We start from the raw sequence: 25,413 nt of genomic DNA, 5'->3' as shown, positions 1-25,413 counted from the left end.
GACCAGGGACTGTCGCCCGCAGCACGCCGGGCGCACGACCGTGGAGACAGGACCACCATGACCGCAGGCCCCTCGGGGAAGGCGCCCGCACCGGCGCCGCTGACCGGACCCGCCGCACCCTGCTGGGTCAACCTCATGACCCGCGAACTCGACTCGGCACAGGATTTCTACGGCAGGGTGCTGGGGTGGACGTTCCGCAAGGGCGGGCTGGGGCCGGGGTTCGCGGTGGCGCTCCGGGACGGCGTGCCGGTCGCCGGGATCGGTGCGATGGCGACCACGTACCGGATGGCCGTGGCCTGGACGCCCTACTTCGCGGTGGCCGACGCCGACGCGACGGCCGCCCGCATCCGCGAGCGCAGCGGAACCGTCGCCGTGGGCCCGATGGCGCTCGGCAACGGGCGCGGGGCGCTGGTGGCGGACCGGGACGGGGCGGTGTTCGGCATCTGGCAGCGGCCCGTGCCCGCGACCGCGCCGCGCGCACCGGACGGCCACTCGCACGCCCGGCTGCGACTGCTCACCCGCAACGCCTTCGACGCGGCGATCTTCTACGGGGAGGTGCTCGGCTGGGCGAGCGGGCATCCGGGATGCTGCGAGGTGTCGTACGAGAAGGACGAGGTCGTCGTCGACTGCGACGGGCACCGCCTCGCCCGGATCAGTTCCGGCGCGGTGGAGGCGGCCCCCGACCCGCTGGTCCGCCCGCACTGGCAGGTGCACTTTCCGGTCGACGACGTGGCGGCCACGGTGGCCGCCGCGCGGGAGAACGGCGGCCGGCTCGCGGAACGGCCCCCGGCGGCCCGGGGCGGCGAGGCGACACTGCTGGATCCGGACGGCGGCCTCTTCACGGTGATCGGCGACCCGGGCTCCGGAGCGGAGAATTCCGCCTGACTGGATCTTTTCGCACACCCTCGACGGTACGTTCGAATTGATCTAGGGTTTTACGTACGGCATCGCGCGTTGGTCACCGGCTGGGTGAGGCGTGGAGGTGCCCGTGAGTGCCTACTTGGAGGCATTCCACCGTGTCAGTTTCGTTGAACCACACCATCATCCACTCCCGGGACAACCGGGAGTCCGCCGCATTCCTCGCGGGCGTTCTGGGCCTGGAGATCGGCAAGGAGTGGGGGCCCTTCATCCCCCTCGAAACCGCGAACGGAGTCACTCTCGACTTCGCCACCATTCCGGAGTCCTCGATCGTCCCGCAGCACTACGCCTTCCTCATCTCGGAAGCCGAGTTCGACACGGCGTTCGCGAGGATCGAGGAGCTCGGGATCACGTACTACGCGGACCCGCACCGGAAGCATCCGGGCGCGATCAACCACAACGACGGCGGCCGGGGCGTGTACTTCCTCGACCCCTCCGGTCACGCGATGGAGATCATCACGCGTCCGTACGGCGGCTTTCCCGAGTAACGACGCCCACGACCGGGGCGGACCCGGATGACGACCGGGGCCGGCCGGAACCCACGAGGGTTCCGGCCGGCCCCGCGCCGTGCGGGGCACGGGACGCCCGATCCGGTCCGGTGGCCCGATTCAGCCGATCGGCAGCAGCAGCTCCGGCCGGTCCCACATCACGACGGGCGGATCGGCCGCCAGGGTCCCGGTCCGCCGGGCCCCCACACTCCGGTAGAAGCCCTCGGCGGGCGGATGCGAGACGACCCGGACGCCGGTCACCCCGGCCCGCCCCGCCTCCTCGAGGAGATGGCCGATGAGCAGCCGCCCGATGCCGAGGCCCTGGGCCTCGTCGGCGACGAACATGAGGTCGAGCTCCGGCGGCTCCAGGACGAGCGCGTAGAAGCCGAGCACCCCGGCGGCACCGGGCCGCTCGGCCACGAAGACCCGGTGCGCCTCGATGTAGTCGGGGCCCACCCGGTACCCGGCGACCATGGCGGCGTACCGCCCCTCGTAGGCGCCGGACCTCCGGACCAGCCGGGTGAGCGCCTTCGCGTCCCGCGCCGTGGCCCGCCTGATGTCCGCGGCCCGCGCCCCGCCCCGCTGTCGCGTAATACCCGATCTCATGGGGGGAGTATTACGCAGTCGAGATTCGGACAGGTGACCGGGGCCAGATTCCCCGCGCCTCGGCGTCTACGCCTCCCCGCGGGCCTCGCGCCATTCGGCGACCATGGCGTCCACGTCGAACGGCCTGAGGTTCAGCGGCGGTCCGGGCGGCGGTCGGAGGAGGGTCGCCCGGATCTTCTCGTTGGTGTCGGCCAGCATGCCCCGCACCTCGCGCTCCGTCCGCACCCCGGGCAGCGCCGCGACCAGGTCCTCCGCCTCCTTGCGCAGGGCCAGGGTCGGCGGCAGCACCGACACGCCCTCCCGCTGGAGCTTCTGCTTGATCCACCAGTTCTCGTCGTAGGGCGCCTCGAGGCTTTCGAGCGGCTTGCCGAATCCGGGCAACTTCGCGAAGTCGCCCCGCTGTTCGGATTCCCGGACCTGCTTGTCCACCCATGATTCGAAGCTCATGCCCGCGGGTTTGCGTTCGGTCACCGTGCGCCCCTTCCGGAGATTCGGATCCAGCCCCTTCACCCTACCGAGGGGCCGGAGGGGGCCCGGTCAATGGGCGTGTCCGGCGGGCGTTCCGGTGTCGCTCCCGCCGTGTTCCCCGCCGCTCTGCGCCACAGGTGCCACCGGAACGGTGAAGGCCGCCGTGTGCACCTTGCCCCCGTGCTTGAAGTCGAGGAAGAGCCGGTACGTGCCCGCGCTGGGCGCTGTCGCGGTGAAGGAGACCACCGGGCCCGGCCCTCCTTCGTTCGGGTGAACGTGCAGATAGGCGAGGTCGCCCGAGCGCAGGGCGACCAGGTGCCCGTACGCGCCGAGGTAGGGCTCCAGATCGGTGACGGGGCGGCCGTTCCGGCTGATCGAGGGCTTCAGTTCGCCGGCCTGCCCGGCACGGAGTCCGCCACCCAGCACGACCCGGTAGCCGTCGACCTCGGCGACCGCGGCGGGGGCCGGGAGGGTGGCCGGGCGGTAGGCGCCGGAGACGGCGAGGTCGGCCCCCAGGGTGAGGTTCCCGGCCTTCTTCCCCGCCGGGGTGAAGTCGGCGAACACCCGGTAGCCGCCCGCCTCGGGCAGCTCCACGGGGGTCGACCAGGTGCCGTCGGCCGCGCGGACGGGGTGCAGGTGCCGGTACTGGGTGAGGTCGGTCGAGGCGAGGATCAGATGCAGCTCCTTGCCGTGTTCACGCTGGTAGGCGGTGACCTTGCGCCCGGTGTCGTCCTTGACCGCGAAGCGGATCTCGTCCCGGGCCCCGGCCCGGAGCGTCGGCGTCCGAAGGGCCAGGGTGTAACCGCTCTCGGAGACCTGGAGCCCGCCGGGCACCTGATCGGCCGCCCGCGGCGCCGCATCGCCCTTCCCTTCCGCGCCGTGGCCGCCGTGCCGGCCCGCGGCGTCCTCGGCGGCGACCAGCGGGTCGACGCCCCGGCCCACGCCGTACGCGGTGCCGAAGGTCGCGGCGAGCGCGGCGGCGAAGGCGGTGATCTTCAGTGCGTTGTTCATGACGGTGTCCTCCATCGGCCCGACCGGGAGGCGGCGCCCCCCGACGCACACAACATACCCCCTGGGGGTATCAAGTCAACCCCGGAGGCCCGTCCTCCCCGGCCCGAAGGCGGGGCCTATGACCGGGCGGGCACCACCAGGGCCGCCCGCAGCCGCTCCAGCACGGCCTCCGGGATGCGCAGGCCGTCGCGTACGTACCCGTCGAGCCCGCCCCACCGTTCGTCCATCGCGTCCAGCGCCGTGTCCAGGTAGCGGGGCCGCACCTCGGTGATGGCGGACGCGATCCGCGGGTCGCCGCCCGCGTCGAGGAAGTCCCGGACCCGGTCCGCGAAGGCGTCCCGCACCACCGGGTTGACGGCGAGGAACTCGGCGCGCACCGTCTCGCGAGACGCCCCGAGGATCATCAGCAGCACGGCGGCCCCCCAGCCGGTGCGGTCCTTGCCCGCGGTGCAGTGGAAGAGCACCGGATGGGCGCCCTCGTCGGCGACCGTCTCGACGAAGGCCCGGTACGCGGCCGACGCCCCCGGTGAGAGCACCATCTGCCGGTAGGTGTCCGCGAACAGCCCCTCCGCCCGCCCGCCGCCGAGCAGTTGCTCGGCCTCCACGGGGTCGGCGAGCAGCGCGCGCAGCCGGGCGGGAGGGACCCCCGGGTTGCCCCCGAACACATCGGCGACGAAGAGTCTCGCCCCGGGCGGCAACCGGTCGGGGGACGCCGCCCGCTCGTCGGCGGTCCGCAGGTCGACGACGGTACGGATGCCGAGCGCGGCCACCTGGGAGTCCTGTTCCGCGTCGAGCCCGCTGAGCTGCCCGGACCGCAGAACGGCGCCCTCCCGGACCCGGCGGTCCGGACCGAGAGCGATACCGCCCAGGTCTCGCAGATTGAGGACGGTGGATGCCGGAACGGCTCTGGCGGTCTGCACGTCGCACTTCCCCTTCGGTTTTCCGGCGGGTATCCGCATTCATTCGATCCGATCTTCACAAACGTCGCACGCGGCCGGGAGAACGACAAAGTAAAACGCCGGTCTGCGCCCATCGGGGGCACAACCGAGAGACCGGAAGAAGTGAAAGCGGAACCAATCACCGGGCGTTCGCCCTCCGCGGCGGGTGGGAATCACTCCCCTGGCGGGGCCGCTTATCGGAATCCGCCGGAAGAGGAAAATCCACCCTGCGGGCGGACCGGGGGGGGAAGCCTTTCCGGAATTCCCGCAACCGGGCGTCCGCGACCGCGCGGCCAGGTGGCTCTCCTTTCCCCGTATCCGCCCGAGGACCGCCCGGAGCCGGTCCCGGCCATGCGCCTGCCGACCGCCCTCGCGGCGTCCGTAGGCCACGGTGGGTGAAGGATCAAGCGCACTCCGGAGAGGGCAAAGTCACAAGAGGAACCCGGGCTGGCCTTAAGCGCCCTGCCCTAGCATCTGGGCATGACGGTCCTGCCTGCCGACGGGCTTTCGTTGGCCGCCGAGTTCCCTGCTCCCGCCCATGAGCAATGGCAACGCCTCGTCGAAGGCGTACTGCGTAGATCGGGCAAGGAAGCCGAGGGTCCGGCCGCCGAGGAAGCACTGTCCACCACGGTGGAGGACGGGCTCATCACCCGCCCCCTCTACACCTCGCGCGACAGCGCGCCCGATGCCGGATACCCGGGTTTCGCCCCCTTCACCCGAGGCAGCAAGGCCGCGGGCAACGCGGCGGGCGGCTGGGACGTACGGCAGCGGCACGCCCTTCCGGACATCGGCCGCCTCAACGAGGCCGTCCTCGCCGACCTGGAGAACGGCGTCACCTCGCTGTGGCTGACGCTCGGCGGCGGTGCCGGGGTCCCGGTGTCCGCGCTGGCGGCGGCGTTGGACGGGGTCTATCTCGACCTTGCACCCGTGGTGCTCGACGCCGGCGACGAGACCGACGCGGCCGCCGCGGAGCTGCTGCGGATCTGCGCGGAGCGCGGTGTCGACGCGCCGGACGTACGCGGCAACCTGGGCGCCGACCCGCTGGGGCGGGCCGCCCGCACGGGTGCGGAGCCCGACCACACGGCCGCCGTCCACTGGGCGCAGCGGTGCGCTCGGGAGTTCCCCGGGCTGCGTGCGCTGGCCGTCGACGCGCTGCCGTACCACGAGGCGGGCGGTTCGGCCGCCGAGGAGCTGGGTGCCTCGCTGGCGACCGGGGTCGCCCTGCTGCGGACGCTGACGGACGCGGGGATGCCGGTCGAGGATGCCTGCGGGCAGTTGGAGTTCCGGTACGCGGCCACCGCCGACCAGTTCCTGACCATCGCCAAGCTGCGGGCCGCCCGGCGGCTCTGGTCGCGGGTGGCGGAGGTGTGCGGGGCGCCGGGGGCCGGTGCCCAGCGCCAGCACGCGGTGACGTCGTCGGTGATGATGACCCGTCGCGATCCCTGGGTGAACATGCTCCGCACGACGCTGGCCTGTCTGGGCGCGGGGGTCGGCGGCGCCGACTCCGTCACCGTGCTGCCCTTCGACCACGCCCTGGGCCTGCCGGACGCGTTCGCCCGCCGGATCGCCCGCAACACCTCGACGATCCTGCTGGAGGAGTCGCATCTGGCCCGGGTGGTCGACCCGGCGGGCGGTTCCTGGTACGTGGAGCGGCTCACCGCCGAACTGGCCGAGGCCGCTTGGGCGTTCTTCCAGGAGATCGAGCGGTCCGGCGGCCAGGCCGCCGCCCTGCGCTCGGGCATGATCGGGGACCGCCTCTCGGCCACCTGGGCGGCGCGCAGCAAGGATCTGGCCCGCCGCAAGGAACCGGTCACCGGGGTCAGCGAGTTCCCGCTGCTGTCGGAGCGTCCGGTGGAGCGCGATCCCGCGCCCCTGGCGGCGGACGGGCCGGGCGGTCTGCCCCGGGTGCGGCGGGACGAGGCGTTCGAGGCGCTGCGTGCCCGGTCGGACGCGCATCTCGCGGCGACCGGACAGCGGCCGAGGGTGTTCCTCGCCGCGCTGGGCCCCGCTGCCGCGCACACCGCGCGGGCCTCCTTCGCCGCCAATCTCTTCCAGGCGGGCGGTATCGAGCCGGTCCACGAGCCGGTCACGGTGGACGCGGCGACGGTCGCCGACGCCTTCCGGGCCAGTGGAGCCACCGTGGCGTGCCTCTGCTCCAGCGACGCGCTCTACGCCGAGCAGGCCGCGGCGGTCGCCGGGGAGCTGGGCGCGGCGGGGGCACGCCGGGTCTTCCTGGCCGGCCGGCCCGGCGAGTACGCCGGTGTCGACGAGTACGTCTTCGCGGGCTCCGATGTGGTGGCCGTGCTCTCCTCCCTTCTCGACCGTATGGATGTGGCGTAATGCGTATCCCCGACTTCTCCGGCATCGAGCTCGGCGCGGGCGGTGCCGCCGAGGTCTCCGAGGACCGGTGGCGCACTTCGGTGAAGGAGTCCACCGGCGGTTCCGACAGCGATCTGCTGTGGGAGACCCCGGAAGGCATCGCGGTCAAGCCGCTGTACACCGGGCGCGACCTGGAAGGGCTCGACTTCCTCGGCACGTACCCGGGCATCGCCCCGTATCTGCGGGGCCCGTATCCGACGATGTACGTCAACCAGCCCTGGACGATCCGGCAGTACGCCGGGTTCTCCACGGCCGAGGAGTCGAACGCCTTCTACCGCCGCAACCTCGCGGCCGGGCAGAAGGGCCTCTCCGTCGCCTTCGACCTGCCCACCCACCGGGGCTACGACAGCGACCACCCCCGGGTGACGGGCGACGTCGGCATGGCGGGCGTGGCGATCGACTCGATCTACGACATGCGGCAGCTCTTCGACGGCATCCCGCTGGACCGGATGTCGGTGTCGATGACGATGAACGGCGCGGTCCTCCCGGTACTGGCGCTGTACATCGTGGCGGCGGAGGAGCAGGGTGTCGGGCCCGAGAAGCTGGCCGGAACCATTCAGAACGACATTCTGAAGGAGTTCATGGTCCGCAACACCTACATCTATCCGCCGAAGCCGTCGATGCGGATCATCTCGGACATCTTCGCGTTCACCTCGCAGAAGATGCCGCGCTACAACTCGATCTCCATTTCCGGCTACCACATCCAGGAGGCCGGTGCGACGGCCGATCTGGAGCTGGCGTACACCCTGGCCGACGGGGTGGAGTACCTGCGGGCGGGCCGGGACGCGGGGCTCGACGTGGACGCCTTCGCGCCGCGGCTGTCGTTCTTCTGGGCGATCGGCATGAACTTCTTCATGGAGATCGCGAAGTTGCGGGCCGCCCGGCTCCTGTGGGCCAAACTGGTCAAGGAGTTCGGCCCGGAGAACACCAAGTCGCTTTCGCTGCGCACCCATTCGCAGACCTCGGGCTGGTCGCTGACGGCGCAGGACGTGTTCAACAACGTCACCCGGACCTGTGTGGAGGCGATGGCCGCCACCCAGGGGCACACCCAGTCGCTGCACACCAACGCGCTGGACGAGGCGCTCGCCCTGCCGACCGACTTCTCCGCCCGGATCGCCCGCAACACCCAGCTGCTCCTCCAGCAGGAGTCGGGCACCTGCCGGACGATCGACCCGTGGGGCGGCAGCGCGTACGTGGAGAAGCTGACGTACGACCTGGCGCGCCGGGCCTGGCAGCACATCGAGGAGGTCGAGGCGGCGGGCGGCATGGCGCAGGCCATCGACGCGGGCATCCCCAAGCTCCGGGTGGAGGAGGCCGCGGCCCGTACCCAGGCGCGGATCGACTCCGGCCGCCAGCCGGTCATCGGGGTGAACAAGTACCGGGTGGAGAGCGACGAGCAGATCGAGGTGCTCAAGGTCGACAACTCCTCGGTGCGTGCCCAGCAGATCGAGAAGCTGCGCCGGCTGCGCGCGGAGCGCGACGAGTCGGCCTGCCGGGCCGCGCTCCACGCGCTCACGGCGGCGGCGGAGCGGGGGCCGGGCCAGGGGCTGGAGGGCAACCTGCTGGCGCTCGCGGTCGACGCGGCACGGGCGAAGGCGACCGTGGGCGAGATCTCCGACGCCCTGGAGAAGGTGTACGGACGGCACGCCGGCCAGATCCGTACGATCTCCGGTGTGTACCGCAACGAGGCAGGTGAATCCCCTTCCGTGGACCGGATCCGGGCGCTGGTGGACAGGTTCGAGGAGGCCGAGGGGCGCCGTCCGCGCATCCTGGTCGCCAAGATGGGGCAGGACGGGCACGACCGGGGCCAGAAGGTGATCTCGACCGCCTTCGCCGACCTGGGCTTCGACGTCGACGTCGGCCCGCTTTTCCAGACCCCGGCCGAGGTGGCGCGGCAGGCGGTGGAGGCGGACGTGCACGTCGTGGGCGTCTCCTCGCTGGCCGCCGGGCACCTCACGCTGGTGCCGGCGCTCCGTGAGGAGCTGGCGGCCGAGGGGCGCGAGGACATCATGATCGTGGTGGGCGGGGTGATCCCGCCGCAGGACGTCGAGGCGCTGCACGAGGCGGGGGCGACGGCGGTGTTCCCGCCGGGCACGGTCATCCCGGACGCCGCGTACGACCTGGTGGCGCGGCTCGGTGCCGCGCTCGGCCACGAGCTGTGAGCGGCTGACCGGATGCCGCCCACCATCGACATCGACAGTTACGCGAAGGGAGTGCTCGACGGGAAGCGGGCGTACATCGCGCGCGCCATCACCCTCGTCGAGTCCCTCCGCCCCGACCATCGCGAGCTGGCCCAGCGGCTGCTGCGCGAGCTGCTGCCGTACTCCGGAAACGCCCGGCGGGTCGGCATCAGCGGGGTGCCGGGGGTGGGGAAGTCCACCTTCATCGACGCCCTGGGGACGATGCTCACCGGGCTCGGGCACCGGGTCGCGGTGCTGGCCGTCGACCCGTCCTCCAGCCGTACCGGCGGTTCCATCCTGGGCGACAAGACCAGGATGGAACGGCTGGCGGTGGACCCGGCGGCGTTCGTCCGCCCGTCCCCGACCGCCGGGACGCTCGGCGGGGTGGCGAAGGCGACCCGGGAGTCCATCGTGGTGATGGAGGCCGCGGGGTACGACGTGGTGCTGGTGGAGACGGTCGGCGTCGGGCAGTCGGAGACGGCGGTGGCCAACATGGTCGACACGTTTCTGCTGCTGACGCTGGCCCGGACCGGCGATCAGCTCCAGGGCATCAAGAAGGGCGTCCTGGAGCTGGCGGACGCGATCGCGGTGAACAAGGCGGACGGCCCGCACGAGCGCGACGCCCGCGCCGCCGCGCGTGAACTGGCGGGCGCGCTGCGGCTGATGCACCCGGCGGACGCGGCGTGGACCCCGCCGGTGCTGACGTGCAGCGCCCGCGAGTCGACCGGTCTGGACACCCTGTGGGATCGGCTGGAGCAGCATCGGGCGCAGCTGGAGGCGAGCGGCCGGCTGGCCGCCAAGCGCCGGGACCAGCAGGTCGACTGGACCTGGACGATGGTCCGCGACGAGCTGCTGGAGAGCCTGCGCGCCCATCCCGAGGTGCGCTCCCTGACCCCTGGCCTCGAACGGCGGGTGCGTGACGGCGAGTTGACGCCGACGGCGGCGGCCGAGCACATCCTTGCCGCGTTCCGGGGCACCGCCTGATCCGCGCGGTGGGTCCGGTGGCCGGGGTTCTCCCCCGGCCACCGGGCCGCCTACCGTTGCGGGAGGTCGAGCTGGTACTCCACCGACCGGTGGGTCGGCCGGTAGCCGAGTGCGTCGTTGACGCGCCGCATGGGGGCGTTGCTGTCGGCGGAGTCCGTCAGCAGTCCTTCCAGCGCGGGGTGGTCCTCCCGGGCCCGGAGGACGGATCGGGCCTTCATCCACCGGGCGAGGCCGTGTCCCCGGTGCTCGGGGAGGACACCGGTTCCGTAGTGCTGGGCGTCGCCCGTCCCGTCGCCCGGGACGACCAGTTCCGTGAAGCCCACGATCGTGGAGTCGTCCGTGTCGACCGCCGCGACGGTGTGGAGCAGGTCGCCGCGTGCCGCGACGGCCGCCGCGGCGGAGCGGACCCGGTCCACGTCCCAGACGACCGTGCCGAAGTCGGTGTCGTCCATGGGCATGTCGTCCATGGCCCGGCGGGAGCGGGCGAACGTCTCCGCGAGTCCGTCCGGGACGGTGCCGTGCCAGGAGACCAGCCGGTAGCCGGGGCGCGACTGTCCGGCGGTCCGGCGCAGGGCCTCGATGTCGGCCTCCGCCAGCGCGAGGCGCGTGTAGGTCAGGGTCAGCACCGCGCGCGCCCCTCTGGCCCGCAGGAAGTGGTCGCCCGGGGAGTCGGCGCGGGCCTGGGCGAGGACGGTGCGCCGGCCCGCCTCGCGGGCGGCGGCCACGGCGGCGTCGAAGAGCCGTGAGCCGACGCCCGCGCGCCGCTCCGCAGGGTGCACCTGGATGTCGAGCTCGGCGAGGTGGTCCTGGCCCTCGCGGGTGAAGACCCGCAGGAACGCCGAACCGAGCGGGGTTCCCGAGGAATCGGCGGCGAGCCAGGCCAGGCGGTGGCCGCCCGGGGACGGGGCCGGGTCGGTCAGTGCGGTGACGCGTAGCGACAAGGTGACTCCTGGGCGCCGGAGCGCCGGTCGGCGACAGGGAGGGCGGACCGGACGGCCCGGAGCACCTCATCACCCGGCGAACATCTCGGCAACCGGATATCGGGGCCCCGGCCCCCTGTCCGCCGCCCGAGAGCCGTGGTACCGTGCGATCGGCACCTGTGTACGCCTCTTTCGGAGGCGCCGGTGCCGATTCCTCTCTCCGAAGCCGCCGCACCGTTCCCCTTCCGGTCGGTGATCCGGCTTCCTCCCTGTCACTTCGCCCGGTCCGGACCGGTTTGTCCGTCCAGGTGTTTCCCGCCCGCCGTGCGGGGCGTGTTCCTTCCGCCCGCGTCGGCCGGCCTTCCCGTTCGCCCTGTCCGCGAAAGGACCCTCCACCATGACCAGCACGATCGAACTCCCCCTCCCGGCCACCGGGTCGGTGACCGAGGAAGCCACCGGCCTCCTCGACCTCACGCCCCGGGGACACGGCACCCTGCGCGTGCGCGACGGACTCCCCTCCCCCGATGACGTCGTGGTCCCCGACGCCCTGATCCGCCGCCACGGACTGCGTCGGGGCGACGCCGTCGCGGGGCGCTGCGACCAGCCGCGCACCCTGTCCGCCGTGGAGCGGGTCAACGGCCTTCCCCCGCGGGCCCTGCACGGCCGCCCGCACTTCCGCGACCTCACTCCGCTGCACCCGGAGCGGCGGCTTCGGCTGGAGACCGCGTCCGGCGGCACCGCGATGCGCCTGGTCGATCTGGTCGCACCGATCGGCAAGGGGCAGCGTGGGCTCGTCGTCGCGCCGCCCCGGACCGGCAAGACGGTGCTGCTCCAGCAGATCGCGGCCGCCGTCGCCGCCAACCATCCCGAGTGCCACCTGATGGTGGTGCTGGTCGACGAACGCCCCGAGGAGGTCACCGACATGCGCCGGTCGGTACGGGGCGAGGTGTTCGCCTCGACGTTCGACCGGCCCGCGACGGAGCACATCGCCCTCGCCGAGCTCGCGGTGGCCCGTGCCGAGCGGCTGGTCGAGCAGGGCCGGGACGTCGTCGTCCTGCTCGACTCCCTCACCCGGCTCTGCCGGGCCCACAACACCGCCTGCGCGGCGGGCGGGCGCACCCTCAGCGGGGGCGTCGACGCGTCCGCCCTGCTCGGCCCGAAGCGGCTCTTCGGCGCCGCACGGCTCACCGAGGAGGGCGGCTCGCTGACCATCCTGGCCACCGCGCTGGTGGAGACCGGTTCCCGCGCCGACGAGTACTTCTTCGAGGAGCTCAAGGGCACCGGGAACATGGAGCTGCGGCTCGACCGTCAACTCGCCGCCCGGCGCGTCCATCCGGCCGTGGACATCCCGGCGTCCGGCACCCGCCGGGAGGAACTCCTCGTATCTTTTGGAGAGTTGAGGACCGTCCGGGCCCTGCGGCGTGCGCTGCACGGCAGGGATCCGCGGAACGCCCTGGAGACACTGCTCGACCGGCTCCGCCGTACCCCGGACAACGCGGCCTTCCTGCGCGCCGTCCACTCCACCGTTCCCGAGGCGTGAGCCCCGGCCCGGCGCAATAGCATGACCGGGCCACCGCACGACACGTGCCTCACGCGTACAGGGAGAGCAGCCACATGGAGTTCCGTCGACTCGGGCGCAGCGGCCTGACCATCAGTGAGATCGCCTACGGGAACTGGCTCACGCACGGTTCCCAGGTCGAGGAGGAGACGGCCGCCGCCTGCATCCGGGCCGCGCTCGACGCCGGGATCACCACCTTCGACACCGCGGACGTGTACGCCGGGACCCGCGCCGAGGCGGTGCTGGGCCGGGCGCTGAAGGGCGAGCGCCGCGAAGGTCTGGAGGTGTTCACCAAGGTCTACTTCCCGACCGGCACCGGGCACAACGACCGGGGACTCGGCCGGAAGCACGTCATGGAGTCCATCGACAGCTCGCTGCGCCGGCTCCAGACCGACTACGTGGACCTCTACCAGGCGCACCGCTACGACCACTCGACGCCGCTGGAGGAGACGATGGAGGCGTTCGCCGACATCGTCCGGTCCGGCAAGGCGCTGTACATCGGGGTGTCGGAGTGGACGGCCGGGCAGCTGCGGGCCGGGCACGCCCTGGCGCGGGAGCTGCGGGTGCCGCTGATCTCCAACCAGCCGCAGTACTCGGCGCTGTGGCGGGTGATCGAGAGCGAGGTGGTGCCCGCCTCCGAGGAGCTGGGCATCGGTCAGATCGTCTGGTCGCCGATCGCCCAGGGCGTGCTGACGGGCAAGTACCGGCCCGGGGCGCCGCTGCCGCCCGGTACGCGGGCCACGGACGACAAGGGCGGCGCCGGCATGGTGGCCGACTGGCTGCGCGAGGAGGTGCTGGAGCGGGTGCAGCGGCTGCGGCCACTGGCCGACGCCGCCGGGCTCAGCATGGCGCAGCTCGCGGTCGCCTGGGTGCTGCAGAACCCGAACGTCTCGGCCGCGATCATCGGTGCCTCCCGGCCCGAGCAGGTGACGGAGAACATCGGCGCGGCCGGGGTGCGGCTCGACGCGGAGCTGCTGAAGGAGATCGACGCCGTTCTGGACCCGGTGGTCGAGCGGGACCCGGCCCACACGGGCAACGGCTGATCCGGGCGCGCCCGGTCCCGCGCCGTACCGTGCGGGACCGGGCGCCGCGGGGATCAGGCACGGGTGTGGAGTGCGGCGGTGTGCTCGCGGACCTGTGCGGGGGTGAGGTAGGAGTCGGTGTACTCGAAGTCCCGCAGGGTGGCCGGTTTGCGGGACTGGAAGCCGGTGCGGACGAAGTCGTCGCCCGCGACCGCGTTGAGCACCCAGTTGGTCATGACCCTCGCCTTGGCGACGTTGGTGCGCAGCGCCGACCAGTGGTAGCCGCGGGCGACGGCCTGGGCGAGGACGCCGTGCATCTCGACGCCGAGCGGCTTGGAGACCGCGTCCTTGCCGCCGAGATCCACGACGAGCCCGAGGTCCTTGTGGACGTACGGCCGCATCGGCTGGTGGCGGAGGGTGGCGATGAGGTTCTCGGCGAGTCTGCGGCCCTGGCGCATGGCGTGCTGCGCGGTGGGCGGGCAGACGGCTCCGTCGCCCTTGCTCAGGTCGGGGACGGCCGCGCAGTCGCCGAGGGCGAAGACGCCGTCGAAGCCGGGCAGGCTCATCTCGGAGGTGACGGCCAGCCGGCCGCGTACCGTCTCCGCGTCGAACGTCTTGACCAGGGGGCTCGCGGCGACGCCCGCCGTCCAGATCAGGGTGCGGCAGGGCAGCACACGGCCGTCGGTGAAGGTGACCTGCTCCGCGCCGGCCTCGGCGATCGAGACGCCGAGCGACACCTCGATGCCCCGGGCCCGCAGCATCTCCATGGCGCTCCGGCCCAGTTTGTCGCCGAGTTCGGGCATCAGCTTCGGGGCGATGTCGATGAGGTGCCACTTGATGAGCCTCGGGTCGAGGCGGGGGTACTGCTGGAGCGCGTTGGTGGTGAGGCGTTGCAGGCACGCCGCGGTCTCGGTGCCGGCGTAGCCGCCGCCGACCACCACGAACTGGAGCCGGGAGGCCCGCTCGGCCTCGTCGTCGCTGGCGTCCGCGAGGTCGAGCTGGGCGATCACGTGGTCGCGCACGTAGGCGGCCTCGGCCAGGGTCTTCATGCCCCGCGCGTGCTCCAGCAGGCCGGGGATGTCGAAGGTGCGGGTGACGCTTCCGGCGCTGAGCACGATGTAGTCGTAGCGCTCGTAGACGATCTCGTCGGTGATCTTGCGGATGACGCAGACCTTCGCCGCGGGGTCCACCCCGATGGCTCCGCCGGGGACGATCCGGGTGCGGTGCCTGCGGCTGCGGCGCAGTGAGACGGCCACCGACTGCGGGGTGAGCACGCCCGCCGCGACCTGCGGCAGCAGCGGGAGGTAGAGCTGGTACGAGAACGGGGCGACGAGGGCGATGTCCGCCTCTCCCGGGGCGAGGCGGCGCTCCAGGCGGCGTACGCACTCCACTCCGGCGAATCCGGCGCCGACAACGAGGATCCTGGGTCGTGCCACGGTGTTCGTCCCTTCTCGGGCCTGTACGGTCGTCCGTTCGCCTGCCCCTCCCCTCGCACGCGCCCGTCGTCACCCATCCTGACGAACCCGTGCGGACTTCGCCTGCTGGGGACGGCGGACGGACGACGGCGGACGGACGGAGCCGCGCCGGGGGCTCAGGGCCGCTCGCTCCCGGGGGCGCCGGGGATCCCGGTGGGCGGGCGGTTGCGGGATGCGTCGAGGGCCCGGACGGCGGGGTGGTGCAGGTCGAAGGCCGGGGACTCGGAGCGGATCCTCGGCAGGGCGGTGAAGTTGTGGCGCGGCGGCGGGCAGGAGGTCGCCCACTCCAGTGAGCGGCCGTAGCCCCACGGGTCGTCGGTCCGGACCGGCTCGCCGTACCTGGCGGTCTTCCAGACGTTGTAGAGGAACGGCAGGACCGACAGGCCGAGCAGGAACGAGGAGACGGTGGAGACCGTGTTCAGCGCGGTGAAGCCGTCCGCGGCGAGGTAGTCGGCGTAGCGGCGCGGCATGCCCTCCGCGCCCAGCCAGTGCTGCACGAGGAAGGTGCCGTGGAAACCGGCGAAGAGCGTCCAGAACGTCACCTTCCCGAGCCGCTCGTCGAGCATCTTGCCGGTGAACTTCGGCCACCAGAAATGGAATCCGGAGAACATCGCGAACACCACCGTGCCGAAGACGACGTAGTGGAAGTGGGCGACCACGAAGTAGGAGTCCGAGACGTGGAAGTCCATCGGCGGCGAGGCCAGGATCACCCCGGTCAGGCCGCCGAAGAGGAAGGTGACCAGGAAGCCGATCGACCAGAGCATCGGGGTCTCGAAGGACAACGATCCCTTCCACATCGTGCCGATCCAGTTGAAGAACTTCACCCCGGTCGGCACCGCGATGAGGAAGGTCATGAACGAGAAGAACGGCAGCAGTACCGCGCCCGTGACGAACATGTGGTGGGCCCAGACGGTCGCGGAGAGCCCGGCGATGGCGATCGTCGCGCCGACGAGGCCGATGTAGCCGAAGATCGGTTTGCGGCTGAAGACCGGGATGACCTCGCTGACGATGCCGAAGAACGGCAGGGCGATGATGTAGACCTCCGGGTGGCCGAAGAACCAGAAGAGGTGCTGCCAGAGCAGCGCGCCGCCGTTGGCGGGGTCGAAGACGTGCGCGCCGAACTTGCGGTCCGCCTCCAGCACCAGCAGGGCCGCCGCGAGGACCGGGAAGGCCAACAGGACGAGCACCGCGGTCAGCAGGACGTTCCAGACGAAGATCGGCATCCGGAACATGGTCATGCCGGGGGCGCGCAGGCAGATGATCGTGGTGATGAAGTTGACCGAGCCGAGGATCGTGCCGAAGCCGGAGAACGCCAGGCCCATGATCCACAGGTCGCTGCCGATGCCGGGCGAGCGGACCGCGTCGGTCAGCGGCGAGTAGGCGAACCAGCCGAAGTCGGCCGCGCCCTGCGGGGTGAGGAAGCCCGCGACGACGATGAGCGAGCCGAAGAGGTAGAGCCAGTACGCGAAGGCGTTCAGCCTCGGGAACGCGACATCGGGCGCACCGATCTGGAGCGGCATGATCCAGTTGGTGAATCCGGCGAACAGCGGCGTCGCGAACATCAGCAGCATGATCGTGCCGTGGATGGTGAACGCCTGGTTGAACTGTTCGGCCGACAGGAACTGCAGTCCCGGGCGGGCCAGTTCGGCCCGCATCATCAGGGCCAGCACCCCGCCGACGAGGAAGAAGGCGAAGGAGGTGACGAGGTAGAGGCTGCCGATGGTCTTGTGGTCGGTGGTGGTCAGCCAGGTGACGACGGCGTTCCCGGGTTCCCTGGCGCGGAGCGGCAGTTCGTCGGCGTACGCCGCCTCGTCCTCGGCCGCACCTGCTGTGCCCGTCGTCACCGGGGCGCTCCTTCGGTCGTCGCTCGCGGCCGGCCGTGGGGCGCCTCCGCCGCCGCGACGGCCGGCGGGCTCCTCCCGCGCGCGTCACGCCGGATTGCAGGTGCAGCAAATCAGCCACGGGGCGGCCGGACGGGTTCCGCCCGGCCGCCGCCGCGCCACATTCACCCGACAGGGGGCGGCCCGGGGCCGGGAACGACTGGAACACCAGTTCCGTACCCGAACGGAGATACGGAACCGCCCCGGCCGGGCGTACTGCCGGCCGGGGCGGAGGGGCGGGGCGCCTGGGCGCGCCCACCGGAGGTGTTTCCGGGCGTTTCGTCAGCCGATGGAGGCGATGGCCTCGACGAAGGTCGCCGACGGGCGCATGACTGCGGCGGCCTTCGCCGGGTCGGGCTGGTAGTAGCCACCGATCTCGGCGGGCGAACCCTGCACCGCGATCAGCTCGTCGACGATGGTCCGCTCCTGCTCGCCCAGCGTCTTGGCGAGGGCGGCGAACGACTGCGCGAGCTGCGGGTCCTCGGTCTGGCGCGCCAGCTCCTGGGCCCAGTACAGAGCCAGGTAGAAGTGGCTGCCGCGGTTGTCGATCCCGCCCAGCTTGCGGCTCGGCGACTTGTCCTCGTTGAGGAAGGTGCCGGTCGCGCGGTCGAGCGTGTCGGCGAGGACCTTGGCCCGCGCGTTGCCCGTGGTCGCCGCGAGGTGCTCGAAGCTGGCCGCGAGGGCGAAGAACTCGCCCAGGCTGTCCCAGCGCAGGTAGTTCTCCTTGACGAGCTGCTGGACGTGCTTGGGCGCGGAGCCCCCGGCGCCCGTCTCGAAGAGACCGCCGCCGTTCATGAGCGGGACGACCGAGAGCATCTTCGCGCTCGTGCCCAGCTCCAGGATCGGGAACAGGTCGGTCAGGTAGTCGCGGAGCACGTTGCCGGTGACGGAGATGGTGTCCTCACCGCGGCGGATGCGCTCCAGCGAGAAGGCGGTGGCCTTCACCGGCGACATGATCTCGATCTGCAGACCGTCGGTGTCGTGGTCGGCGAGGTACGTCCTGACCTTGGCGATCAGCTGCGCGTCGTGGGCGCGGTCCTCGTCGAGCCAGAACACGGCCGGGGCGCCGGTGGCGCGGGCCCGGGTGACGGCGAGCTTGACCCAGTCCTGGATCGGCAGGTCCTTGGCCTGGCACATGCGGAAGATGTCGCCGGCGCCGACGGCCTGCTCCAGGACGACGTCGCCGTTGCCGTCGAGGACCCGCACCGTACCGGTGGTGGGAATCTCGAAGGTCTTGTCGTGGCTGCCGTACTCCTCGGCCTTCTGCGCCATCAGGCCGACGTTCGGGACCGAGCCCATGGTCGACGGGTCGAAGGCGCCGTGGGCGCGGCAGTCGTCGAGGACGACCTGGTAGACGCCCGCGTAGCTGCTGTCCGGCAGCACGGCGAGGGTGTCGGCCTCCTGGCCGTCCGGGCCCCACATGTGGCCGGAGGTGCGGATCATGGCCGGCATGGAGGCGTCCACGATGACGTCGCTCGGCACGTGCAGGTTGGTGATGCCCTTGTCGGAGTCGACCATGGCGAGCGCGGGGCCCTCGGCCAGCTCGGCCTCGAAGGACGCCTTGATCTCGGCGCCGATGTGCGGCACCCCGTCCAGGCCCTTGAGGATGGCGCCGAGGCCGTCGTTCGGGGAGAGGCCGGCCGCGGCGAGCACGTCACCGTACTTCGCAAAGGTGTTCGGGAAGAAGGCGCGGACCACGTGGCCGAAGATGATCGGGTCGGAGACCTTCATCATGGTGGCCTTGAGGTGGACCGAGAAGAGCACGCCCTCGGCCTTGGCGCGGGCGACCTGCGCGGTCAGGAACTCGCGCAGCGCGGCGACGCGCATGACCGCGGCGTCGACGACCTCGCCCGCCAGGACCGGGACCGACTCGCGCAGCACGGTGGTGGTGCCGTCGTCACCCGCGAGCTCGATGCGCAGCGAACCGGCCTCGGTGATCACCGTGGACTTCTCTGTGGAGCGGAAGTCGTCGACGCCCATGGTGGCGACGTTCGTCTTCGAGTCGGCGGACCACTTGCCCATGCGGTGCGGGTGCGCCTTGGCGTAGTTCTTGACCGAGGCGGGGGCGCGGCGGTCGGAGTTGCCCTCACGCAGTACGGGGTTGACGGCGCTGCCCTTGACCTTGTCGTAGCGCGCGCGGACGTCCTTGTCCTCGTCGGTCTGCGGGTCGTCCGGGTAGTCCGGAAGCGCGTAGCCCTGCGCCTGGAGCTCGGCGATCGCCGCCTTCAGCTGCGGGATCGAGGCGGAGATGTTGGGCAGCTTGATGATGTTGGCCTCGGGGCGCTTGGCCAGCTCACCGAGCTCGGCGAGCGCGTCGTCGATGCGCTGGCCCTCCTCCAGGCGCTCCGGGAAGCCCGCGATGATGCGCCCCGCCAGCGAGATGTCACGGCTCTCGACATTGACCCCCGCCGTCGAGGCGTACGCCTGGACGACCGGCAGGAACGAATACGTCGCCAGGGCCGGGGCCTCGTCGGTGTGTGTGTAGATGATGGTCGAGTCAGTCACCCTGTGCTCCGCTCCACGTCTGCGACATTGCTTGACATCAAGATATCTCGTGACCGCCCCGGTCTCGACAGGGCCCCGCCCCCGCTCCCGGCGAACCGCCCCTTCGGCGCCGTACGGCACGCCCCGGCGGGCCCGTCCGCCCCGGCCCCCGGCGCTCGGGCCCGCCCTCGCGGCGGTCAACGGGCGGGTGGCATACGGTGGTTGCCGACCGCCTTCAGAAGGAGTGCGCACATGGCTGTCTCGCTGGGTCTCGGTCTTCCGCAGATGAAGCAGTACGACCTCGGCCGCGACGTGGCCGAGGTGGCCCGCGCCGCGGAGGACATCGGCTACGAGAGCCTCTGGGTCTTCGAGCGGATCATCTTCCCCGAGCCCGCCACGCAGGGCCTGTACAACGTTCCGGGCCTGCCCTGGCCCGACCAGTACCGCAGCGTCGCCGACCCGCTGATCACCCTGGCGCTGGCCGCCGGGGCGACGAGCCGGGCCCGGCTCGGCACCAGCGTCCTGGTCGCCCCGCTGCACGTGCCCTTCCAGCTGGCCCGTTCGCTCGCCTCGCTCGACGCCGCGAGCGGCGGCCGGGTGGTCGCGGGCCTCGGTACGGGCTGGTCCCTGGACGAGTACGCGGCCGCCTCGGTCGCCCCGTTCGAGAAGCGGGGCGCGGTCCTGGACGAGCTGCTCGACGTGTGCGCCGCCGTCTGGGGCCCCGACCCGGTCTCGTACACCGGGACGCTGACCACCATCGCCCCCTCCGAGGTCGGCCCGAAGCCGGCCCGTCCCGTCCCGGTGTACCTGCCGGCGAACAGCCCCCGGGCCACCCGCCGCCTGGTCGACCGGGCGGACGGCTGGCTGCCCGTCGCCATGGGCGCCGACCGGCTCACCGAGCAGTGGGACCGGATCCGGGAGCTGGCGGCCGAACGGGGCCGGGAGCGGCCGCTCGGCGTCTGCGTACGGGCCAACGCCCGGTACAGCGCCGCACCGGTGGCGGGGGCGGACCGCGCACCCTTCCACGGCGACGTGGCGCAGATCGTGGCGGACCTGGCGGCCCACGCCGCCACCGGCGTCCCGGAGATCCTGCTGGACCTCCAGGGCACGACGCGCGACGCCTCGGAGCTGATCGACGTGGCCGCCGAGGTGTACCGGGCGGCGCGCGCGGCCGGCGTCTGAGCGCCCGCCCCGGTCCGGGGCGTCAGCGGCGGCGCCCCGCGCCGCGACGGCGGCGCCCCGGTTCGGGGCGGCCGCCGTCCAGCTGGAGCAAGATCCGGATCTCGGTCCCGCCGAGGACGGACCGGCCGACGCGGACATCGCCGCCGGTGGCCTCCGCCATCCGCCGGACGATGTCGAGCCCGAGCCCGGTCGAACCGGTGCGGCCGTCGCCGTTGCCCCGGGCGAGGGCCGCCGCCGGGTCCGGAATGCCGGGCCCCGCGTCGGAGACCAGCACGATCACCACGTCACCGCCGTTGTGCACGTCCACCGAGAAGGCGGTGCCCTCCGGGGTGTGCCGGAAGACGTTGCCCAGCAGGGCGTCGAGCGCGGCCACCAGGTCGGCCCGGGCCACCGGGATCCGTACGGGGCGGTCGATGCCCGCGACGCTCACCGGGCGCCCCTCGTCCTCGGCGAGCGCGGACCAGAAGTCCATCCGCTCGCGGATCACCTCGGCCGCGTCGCAGCCCGCCCCGGGGACCGGCACGCCGGTGCGCGGCCTGGCCTCGCGGGCGGTGCGGATGATCGTGTCGACCTCGCGCTCCAGCTGCTCGACGGCGGCCCTGGTGTGCTCGGCGGCGGGCCCCTCGCCCAGCGAGGCGGCGTTGAGCCGGAGCACCGTCAGGGGCGTGCGCAGCCGGTGCGAGAGGTCCGCGGCGAGTTCGCGTTCGTTGGCGAGCAGCCGCACCACCTGGTCGGCCATGGAGTTGAAGGCGACCGCGGCCTGCTTCAGCTCGGTGGGCCCGTCCTCGGGCACCCGTACGCCGAGCCTGCCCTCGCCCAGTTCGAGCGCGGCGTCCGCGAGCTGCTCGGCCGGCTGGATCAGCCGTACGCCGAGCCGGTCGGCCACCGCGACCGCGCCGACGACCAGCGCGACACCGACCCCGGCCAGCATGATCCAGGCGGTGGTCACCCCGTCGGTGACATCGGCGTCGGAGACGAACACCTCGACGATCGAGGTCTCGGCGGAGTTCAGCGCGATGGGTGCCAGCAGCGCCGATCCGCCCGGTACGTCCGAGATCCCGGAACGGCCCAGCCGCCGGACGGCCTCGATCTCGTCGCGGGAGGCCCGGCCGTGGCCGAGCTCGACCTCGGGGCGGTCGCCGTGGGGCGGGATGTGCAGGGCCATCCGCCCGGCCGCCCCGGCGTCGGTGGAGAGCATGGCCCGGCTCAGCTGGGTCCGGTCGGTGGTGATGGAGAGCGTGGGCCCGATGGCGGCCGCCTGCCGCTCGGCGTTCGAGAACGCCCGGTCCGACGCCATCTCCCTGACGACCAGTCCGAGCGGCACCGCGAAGGCGACCACCACCATCACGGTGACCGCGAGGCAGACCCTGACCAGAGCCCATCTCACCGAGGGGGCTCCAGCTTCACGCCCACGCCCCGGAAGGTACGCAGATAGCGCGGCGACGCCGCGGACTCGCCCAACTTCCGCCGCAGCCACGACAGATGGACGTCGATCGTCTGGTCGTCGCCGTACGACTGCTGCCACACCTGGGCCAGCAGCTCCTTGCGCGAGACGACGACCCCGGGCCGGCCGGCGAGAAAGGCGAGCAGGTCGAACTCACGGCGGGTCAGATCGAGCGCGGCACCGTCCAGCGCCGCCTGTCGGCGGAGCGGGTCGATCGTGAGCCCGCCGACCTGGATCACCTGGGAGACCGGGGCACCACCGGTGTCGGCCGCGCGGGCGCGCCGCAGGATCGCGGCGATGCGCGCCGAGAGGTGCTCGACGGAGAACGGCTTGGTCAGATAGTCGTCGGCGCCGTCGTTGAGCAGCCGCACGATCTCGGTCTCGTCGTCCCGGGCGGTGGCGATGATCACCGGTACGTCGGTGATGCCGCGCAGCATCTTCAGCGCCTTGGCCCCGTCCAGGTCGGGGAGCCCGAGGTCGAGAATGACCACGTCGAAACGGAACTGGGAGACTTCGCGCAGTGCTTCGAGGGCGGTTCCGACGCTCCGTACGACATGCGAGGCCTCGGTCAGATGCCTGATGAGGGCTGATCGCACGAAACGGTCGTCCTCGACGACGAGCACACTAGCCATGGAAAAATTGTATGGCGTTCAACGAACTGCTCCCCGCATCGGTTGCCGGGACGCGCACATGATGCAATGGGCCCCACGATGCGACGAGCACTGGTACACAGCATAGCCTGGGTGCTCTCCACGGGAGCCGCTGTCACGCTGTCCTGGTGGGGAGTTCACACCGCGATGACGGGCACCGCGTACGACCCTCCCCGCGCCGTGCCCATCGCGGAGGCCGAGCGCGCCTCGAACAGCCTGCCCGAGCCCGGGAAGACCCCTTCCCGGCGTCCGGTGAAGTCCCCGGAACCCACCCGCTCCGAGCCCGGCGGGGTGCGGCAGGACGGCTCCGCCGGGAGCCCGTCGCCCGACGCCCCCCGCGCCCCCGCCCGGCCGCCCGCGCCGGACCCGAGCCGCACCGCCCCCGGCGGGTCCGCGAACGTCAAGGGCTACACCGTCGACGGCGGACGGGTCGTCTTCGACATCGAGCGGTCCTCGGCCGAGCTGGTCTCGGCGACCCCGAACTCCGGCTGGCAGATGCAGGTCTGGAAGACGGCCCAGTGGATCCGGGTGACGTTCACCCAGGGCGACCGGGAGATCTCGGTCTTCTGCACCTGGTACCAGCACGCGCCGCTCGTCGAGATCGAGGGGCAGTAGCCCGGCCCGCCGGACATCCCTCCGGCCGCCTCCGGCACAACGCGCCGCCGACTCAGTAGAGTCGGCGGCGACTCGGCGAGTCCGCCCGGTCGGTGCGCGCCTCCTGCCCCGAGGAGCGGGCCTTCCCCTCTCGTCAGGAGACCCCGTTGAGCATGCTGATCAACACCCCCGAGACCGTGGTCGCGGACGCGCTGCGCGGTATGGCGGCCGCCCATCCGGCGCTGGTCGTGGACGTCGAGAACCGCACGGTGGTGCGCCGTGACGCGCCCGTGGCGGGGAAGGTGGCGCTGGTCTCCGGCGGCGGTTCCGGGCACGAGCCCCTGCACGCCGGGTTCGTCGGGCCCGGGATGCTGTCGGCCGCCTGCCCCGGCGAGGTGTTCACCTCGCCCGTGCCGGACCAGATGGTGCGGGCCGCCTCGGCGGTCGACGGCGGCGCGGGCGTGCTGTTCGTCGTCAAGAACTACACGGGCGACGTGCTGAACTTCGAGATGGCCGCGGAGCTCGCCGAGGAGGACGGCGTCCGGGTCGAGCAGGTGCTGGTCGACGACGACGTGGCGGTGACGGACAGCCTCTTCACCGCGGGGCGGCGGGGTACCGGCGCCACGCTCTTCGTCGAGAAGATCGCCGGAGCGGCGGCCGAGGAGGGCGCGCCGCTGGACCGGGTGGCGGCCGTCGCCCGGCAGGTCAACGCGTCGTCGCGGAGCTTCGGGGTGGCGCTGGGCGCGGTCACCACCCCGGCCAAGGGCTCCCCCACCTTCGACCTGCCGCCGGACGAGCTGGAGCTGGGCATCGGCATCCACGGCGAGCCCGGCCGGGAGCGGCGGCCGATGATGACCTCGCGGGAGATCGCGGACGTCGCGGTGGGCGCGGTCCTGGACGACCTGCGGCCGACCGGGCCGGTGCTCGTCCTGGTCAACGGCATGGGCGCCACGCCGCTGCTGGAGCTGTACGGGTTCGGCGCGGAGGTGGCGCGGGTGCTGTCCGAGCGGGGTGTGGCGGTGGCCCGTACGCTCGTGGGGAACCATGTGACCTCGCTCGACATGGCGGGCTGTTCGGTGACGCTCTGCCAGGTGGACGAGGAGCTGCTGCGGCTATGGGACGCGCCGGTGGAGACACCCGCGTTGCGCTGGGGCCGTTGATCCGCCCGTGCCCCGCCCGTCCCGCCCGTTCTGCTGGAGCGACAAGGAGATCATGTGCTCGACACCGACTTCTTCCACCGCTGGATGACCGCGTCCGCCGCCCTGGTGGACCGTGAGGCGGACCGTCTCACCGACCTCGACGCCGCGATCGGGGACGCCGATCACGGCAGCAACATGCGGCGCGGCTTCGCCGCGGTGACCAAGGTCCTGGCCGAGGAGGGGCCGGGGACCCCCGGGGCGGTGCTGACACTGGCCGGGCGGCAGCTCATCTCGACCGTCGGCGGCGCCTCCGGCCCGCTGTACGGGACGCTGCTGCGGCGCACCGGCAAGGCCCTGGGCGACGCCCCCGCCGTGTCGGAGCGGGAGCTGGCCGGGGCGCTGGCCGAGGGCGTCGCCGCGGTGGCGCGGCTCGGCGGGGCGAAGGCCGGGGACAAGACGATGCTGGATGCGCTGCTGCCGGCCGTCGAGGCGCTCGGCACCTCGTTCGACGCGGCGCGGGAGGCGGCGGACACAGGGGCGGTGGCCACGGTGCCGATGCTCGCCCGCAAGGGCCGGGCGAGCTATCTGGGCGAGCGCAGCGTCGGGCACCAGGATCCCGGGGCCACCTCGGCGGCGCTGCTGATCACCGCACTGGCCGAAACGGCCGGGGGTGCGGCATGAGCGCCGGTGGCGGGGTCGGGATCGTGCTGGTCTCGCACAGCGGTCCGGTGGCCGAGTCCGTGGCGGAGCTGGCCAGGGGGCTGGCGGCGGGCGGTGCCACGGCTCCGGTGGCCGCCGCGGGCGGGCTGCCCGGCGGCGGGCTGGGGACGAGCGCGGAGCTGATCGCCGGGGCCGCCCGGTCGGTGGACTCCGGCGCGGGTGTGGCGCTCCTGGTCGACCTGGGCAGCGCGGTGCTCACGGTGAAGTCGATGCTGGCCGAGGGCGACGAACTGCCGGACGGTTCCCGGCTGGTGGACGCGCCGTTCGTGGAGGGCGCGGTGGCCGCGGTGGTCACCGCGTCGGCGGGCGGCGACATCGAGGCGGTGGCGGCCGCCGCGTCGGAGGCGTACGCGTACCGCAAGCTGTAGCCGGA

Annotated in this window: 22 protein-coding genes; 12 read left to right on the top strand and 10 right to left on the bottom strand. The window is 72.5% G+C overall.

Annotation, left to right across the window (positions count from 1 at the left end):
• The first annotated feature begins 57 nt into the window (after positions 1–57).
• Entirely contained in the window at positions 58–885 is an 828-nt protein-coding gene (locus ACWC97_RS16045) for a VOC family protein (protein WP_352277986.1), read from the top strand.
• 131 nt (positions 886–1,016) lie between these two features.
• Positions 1,017–1,406, top strand: coding sequence for a VOC family protein (locus tag ACWC97_RS16040; RefSeq protein ID WP_352277984.1), 390 nt, complete (start codon positions 1,017–1,019; stop codon positions 1,404–1,406).
• A 120-nt stretch (positions 1,407–1,526) separates the two neighbouring features.
• On the opposite strand, the gene ACWC97_RS16035 is transcribed toward ACWC97_RS16040, so the two are convergent.
• From ACWC97_RS16035 to ACWC97_RS16020, 4 genes are all read right to left on the bottom strand, one after another.
• Positions 1,527–2,012 carry a GNAT family N-acetyltransferase gene (locus ACWC97_RS16035; protein WP_450649800.1) on the bottom strand — a complete coding sequence of 162 codons (486 nt, stop codon included), beginning with the start codon at positions 2,010–2,012 and terminating at the stop codon, positions 1,527–1,529.
• Positions 2,013–2,078: 66 nt separating this feature from the next.
• On the bottom strand, positions 2,079–2,483 hold the full coding sequence (locus ACWC97_RS16030; protein ID WP_450649798.1) for a DnaJ family domain-containing protein: 405 nt from the start codon (positions 2,481–2,483) through the stop codon (positions 2,079–2,081).
• A 66-nt stretch (positions 2,484–2,549) separates the two neighbouring features.
• Complete coding sequence (locus ACWC97_RS16025; protein ID WP_450649797.1) at positions 2,550–3,491, bottom strand: hypothetical protein; 942 nt, start codon at positions 3,489–3,491, stop codon at positions 2,550–2,552.
• A gap of 116 nt (positions 3,492–3,607) precedes the next feature.
• Entirely contained in the window at positions 3,608–4,411 is an 804-nt protein-coding gene (locus tag ACWC97_RS16020) for a tyrosine-protein phosphatase (RefSeq protein WP_450649795.1), read from the bottom strand.
• Positions 4,412–4,909: 498 nt separating this feature from the next.
• On the opposite strand from ACWC97_RS16020, the gene mutA reads away from it, so the two are divergent.
• The 3 genes from mutA to meaB are packed head-to-tail and all read left to right on the top strand — an operon-like array spanning position 4,910 to position 9,972.
• Positions 4,910–6,769, top strand: coding sequence for a methylmalonyl-CoA mutase small subunit (gene mutA / locus ACWC97_RS16015; RefSeq protein ID WP_450649793.1), 1,860 nt, complete (start codon positions 4,910–4,912; stop codon positions 6,767–6,769).
• Positions 6,769–8,970: a methylmalonyl-CoA mutase gene (scpA, locus tag ACWC97_RS16010; protein WP_450649791.1), complete on the top strand. Its 2,202-nt coding sequence runs from the start codon at positions 6,769–6,771 to the stop codon at positions 8,968–8,970. The genes mutA and scpA overlap by 1 nt, the downstream gene beginning before the upstream one ends.
• A gap of 12 nt (positions 8,971–8,982) precedes the next feature.
• Entirely contained in the window at positions 8,983–9,972 is a 990-nt protein-coding gene (meaB, locus tag ACWC97_RS16005) for a methylmalonyl Co-A mutase-associated GTPase MeaB (protein WP_450649789.1), read from the top strand.
• Positions 9,973–10,022: 50 nt separating this feature from the next.
• Here the strand turns inward: meaB and ACWC97_RS16000 are convergent, their stop codons facing one another.
• Positions 10,023–10,913 carry a GNAT family N-acetyltransferase gene (locus ACWC97_RS16000; protein ID WP_450649787.1) on the bottom strand — a complete coding sequence of 297 codons (891 nt, stop codon included), beginning with the start codon at positions 10,911–10,913 and terminating at the stop codon, positions 10,023–10,025.
• 376 nt (positions 10,914–11,289) lie between these two features.
• Here ACWC97_RS16000 and rho point away from each other — a divergent pair, with 376 nt between their 5' ends.
• Both rho and ACWC97_RS15990 read left to right on the top strand, forming a co-directional pair.
• Entirely contained in the window at positions 11,290–12,432 is a 1,143-nt protein-coding gene (gene rho / locus ACWC97_RS15995) for a transcription termination factor Rho (RefSeq protein WP_450649785.1), read from the top strand.
• A 74-nt stretch (positions 12,433–12,506) separates the two neighbouring features.
• The gene (locus ACWC97_RS15990; protein ID WP_352277969.1) at positions 12,507–13,493 is read left to right on the top strand and encodes an aldo/keto reductase family protein; all 987 of its coding nucleotides are present in this window, start codon (positions 12,507–12,509) and stop codon (positions 13,491–13,493) included.
• A 53-nt stretch (positions 13,494–13,546) separates the two neighbouring features.
• Here ACWC97_RS15990 and ACWC97_RS15985 read toward each other — a convergent pair whose 3' ends face one another.
• The 3 genes from ACWC97_RS15985 to ACWC97_RS15975 form a co-directional block, all read right to left on the bottom strand.
• Entirely contained in the window at positions 13,547–14,908 is a 1,362-nt protein-coding gene (locus ACWC97_RS15985; protein WP_352277968.1) for an NAD(P)/FAD-dependent oxidoreductase, read from the bottom strand.
• A gap of 155 nt (positions 14,909–15,063) precedes the next feature.
• Positions 15,064–16,791: an aa3-type cytochrome oxidase subunit I gene (ctaD, locus tag ACWC97_RS15980; RefSeq protein ID WP_450649782.1), complete on the bottom strand. Its 1,728-nt coding sequence runs from the start codon at positions 16,789–16,791 to the stop codon at positions 15,064–15,066.
• 318 nt (positions 16,792–17,109) lie between these two features.
• Positions 17,110–19,332 carry an NADP-dependent isocitrate dehydrogenase gene (locus ACWC97_RS15975; RefSeq protein WP_385212457.1) on the bottom strand — a complete coding sequence of 741 codons (2,223 nt, stop codon included), beginning with the start codon at positions 19,330–19,332 and terminating at the stop codon, positions 17,110–17,112.
• A 231-nt stretch (positions 19,333–19,563) separates the two neighbouring features.
• Here ACWC97_RS15975 and ACWC97_RS15970 point away from each other — a divergent pair, with 231 nt between their 5' ends.
• Positions 19,564–20,493: an LLM class F420-dependent oxidoreductase gene (locus ACWC97_RS15970; RefSeq protein WP_450649779.1), complete on the top strand. Its 930-nt coding sequence runs from the start codon at positions 19,564–19,566 to the stop codon at positions 20,491–20,493.
• Positions 20,494–20,515: 22 nt separating this feature from the next.
• On the opposite strand, the gene ACWC97_RS15965 is transcribed toward ACWC97_RS15970, so the two are convergent.
• Both ACWC97_RS15965 and ACWC97_RS15960 read right to left on the bottom strand, forming a co-directional pair.
• The gene (locus tag ACWC97_RS15965) at positions 20,516–21,880 is read right to left on the bottom strand and encodes an ATP-binding protein (RefSeq protein WP_450649777.1); all 1,365 of its coding nucleotides are present in this window, start codon (positions 21,878–21,880) and stop codon (positions 20,516–20,518) included.
• A complete protein-coding gene (locus tag ACWC97_RS15960; RefSeq protein WP_352277959.1) occupies positions 21,877–22,569 on the bottom strand; it encodes a response regulator transcription factor in 693 nt (230 codons plus the stop codon). Before ACWC97_RS15960 ends, ACWC97_RS15965 begins: the two co-directional genes overlap by 4 nt.
• 78 nt (positions 22,570–22,647) lie before the next feature.
• On the opposite strand from ACWC97_RS15960, the gene ACWC97_RS15955 reads away from it, so the two are divergent.
• From ACWC97_RS15955 to ACWC97_RS15940, 4 genes are all read left to right on the top strand, one after another.
• Entirely contained in the window at positions 22,648–23,202 is a 555-nt protein-coding gene (locus ACWC97_RS15955; protein ID WP_450649775.1) for a hypothetical protein, read from the top strand.
• Between the two features lie 146 nt (positions 23,203–23,348).
• A complete protein-coding gene (dhaK, locus tag ACWC97_RS15950) occupies positions 23,349–24,341 on the top strand; it encodes a dihydroxyacetone kinase subunit DhaK (protein ID WP_352277956.1) in 993 nt (330 codons plus the stop codon).
• Positions 24,342–24,395: 54 nt separating this feature from the next.
• On the top strand, positions 24,396–25,001 hold the full coding sequence (gene dhaL / locus ACWC97_RS15945; protein ID WP_450649773.1) for a dihydroxyacetone kinase subunit DhaL: 606 nt from the start codon (positions 24,396–24,398) through the stop codon (positions 24,999–25,001).
• Positions 24,998–25,408 (top strand): PTS-dependent dihydroxyacetone kinase phosphotransferase subunit DhaM, encoded by a 411-nt coding sequence (locus ACWC97_RS15940; RefSeq protein ID WP_352277953.1) that lies wholly within the window; start codon positions 24,998–25,000, stop codon positions 25,406–25,408. Before dhaL ends, ACWC97_RS15940 begins: the two co-directional genes overlap by 4 nt.
• Positions 25,409–25,413 lie beyond the last annotated feature (5 nt).

It is taken from the genome of Streptomyces sp. NPDC001108, from assembly GCF_053598535.1.
The sequence above is the reverse complement of the archived record's forward strand: the minus strand, read 5'-3'. Positions and strand labels throughout refer to the sequence as shown.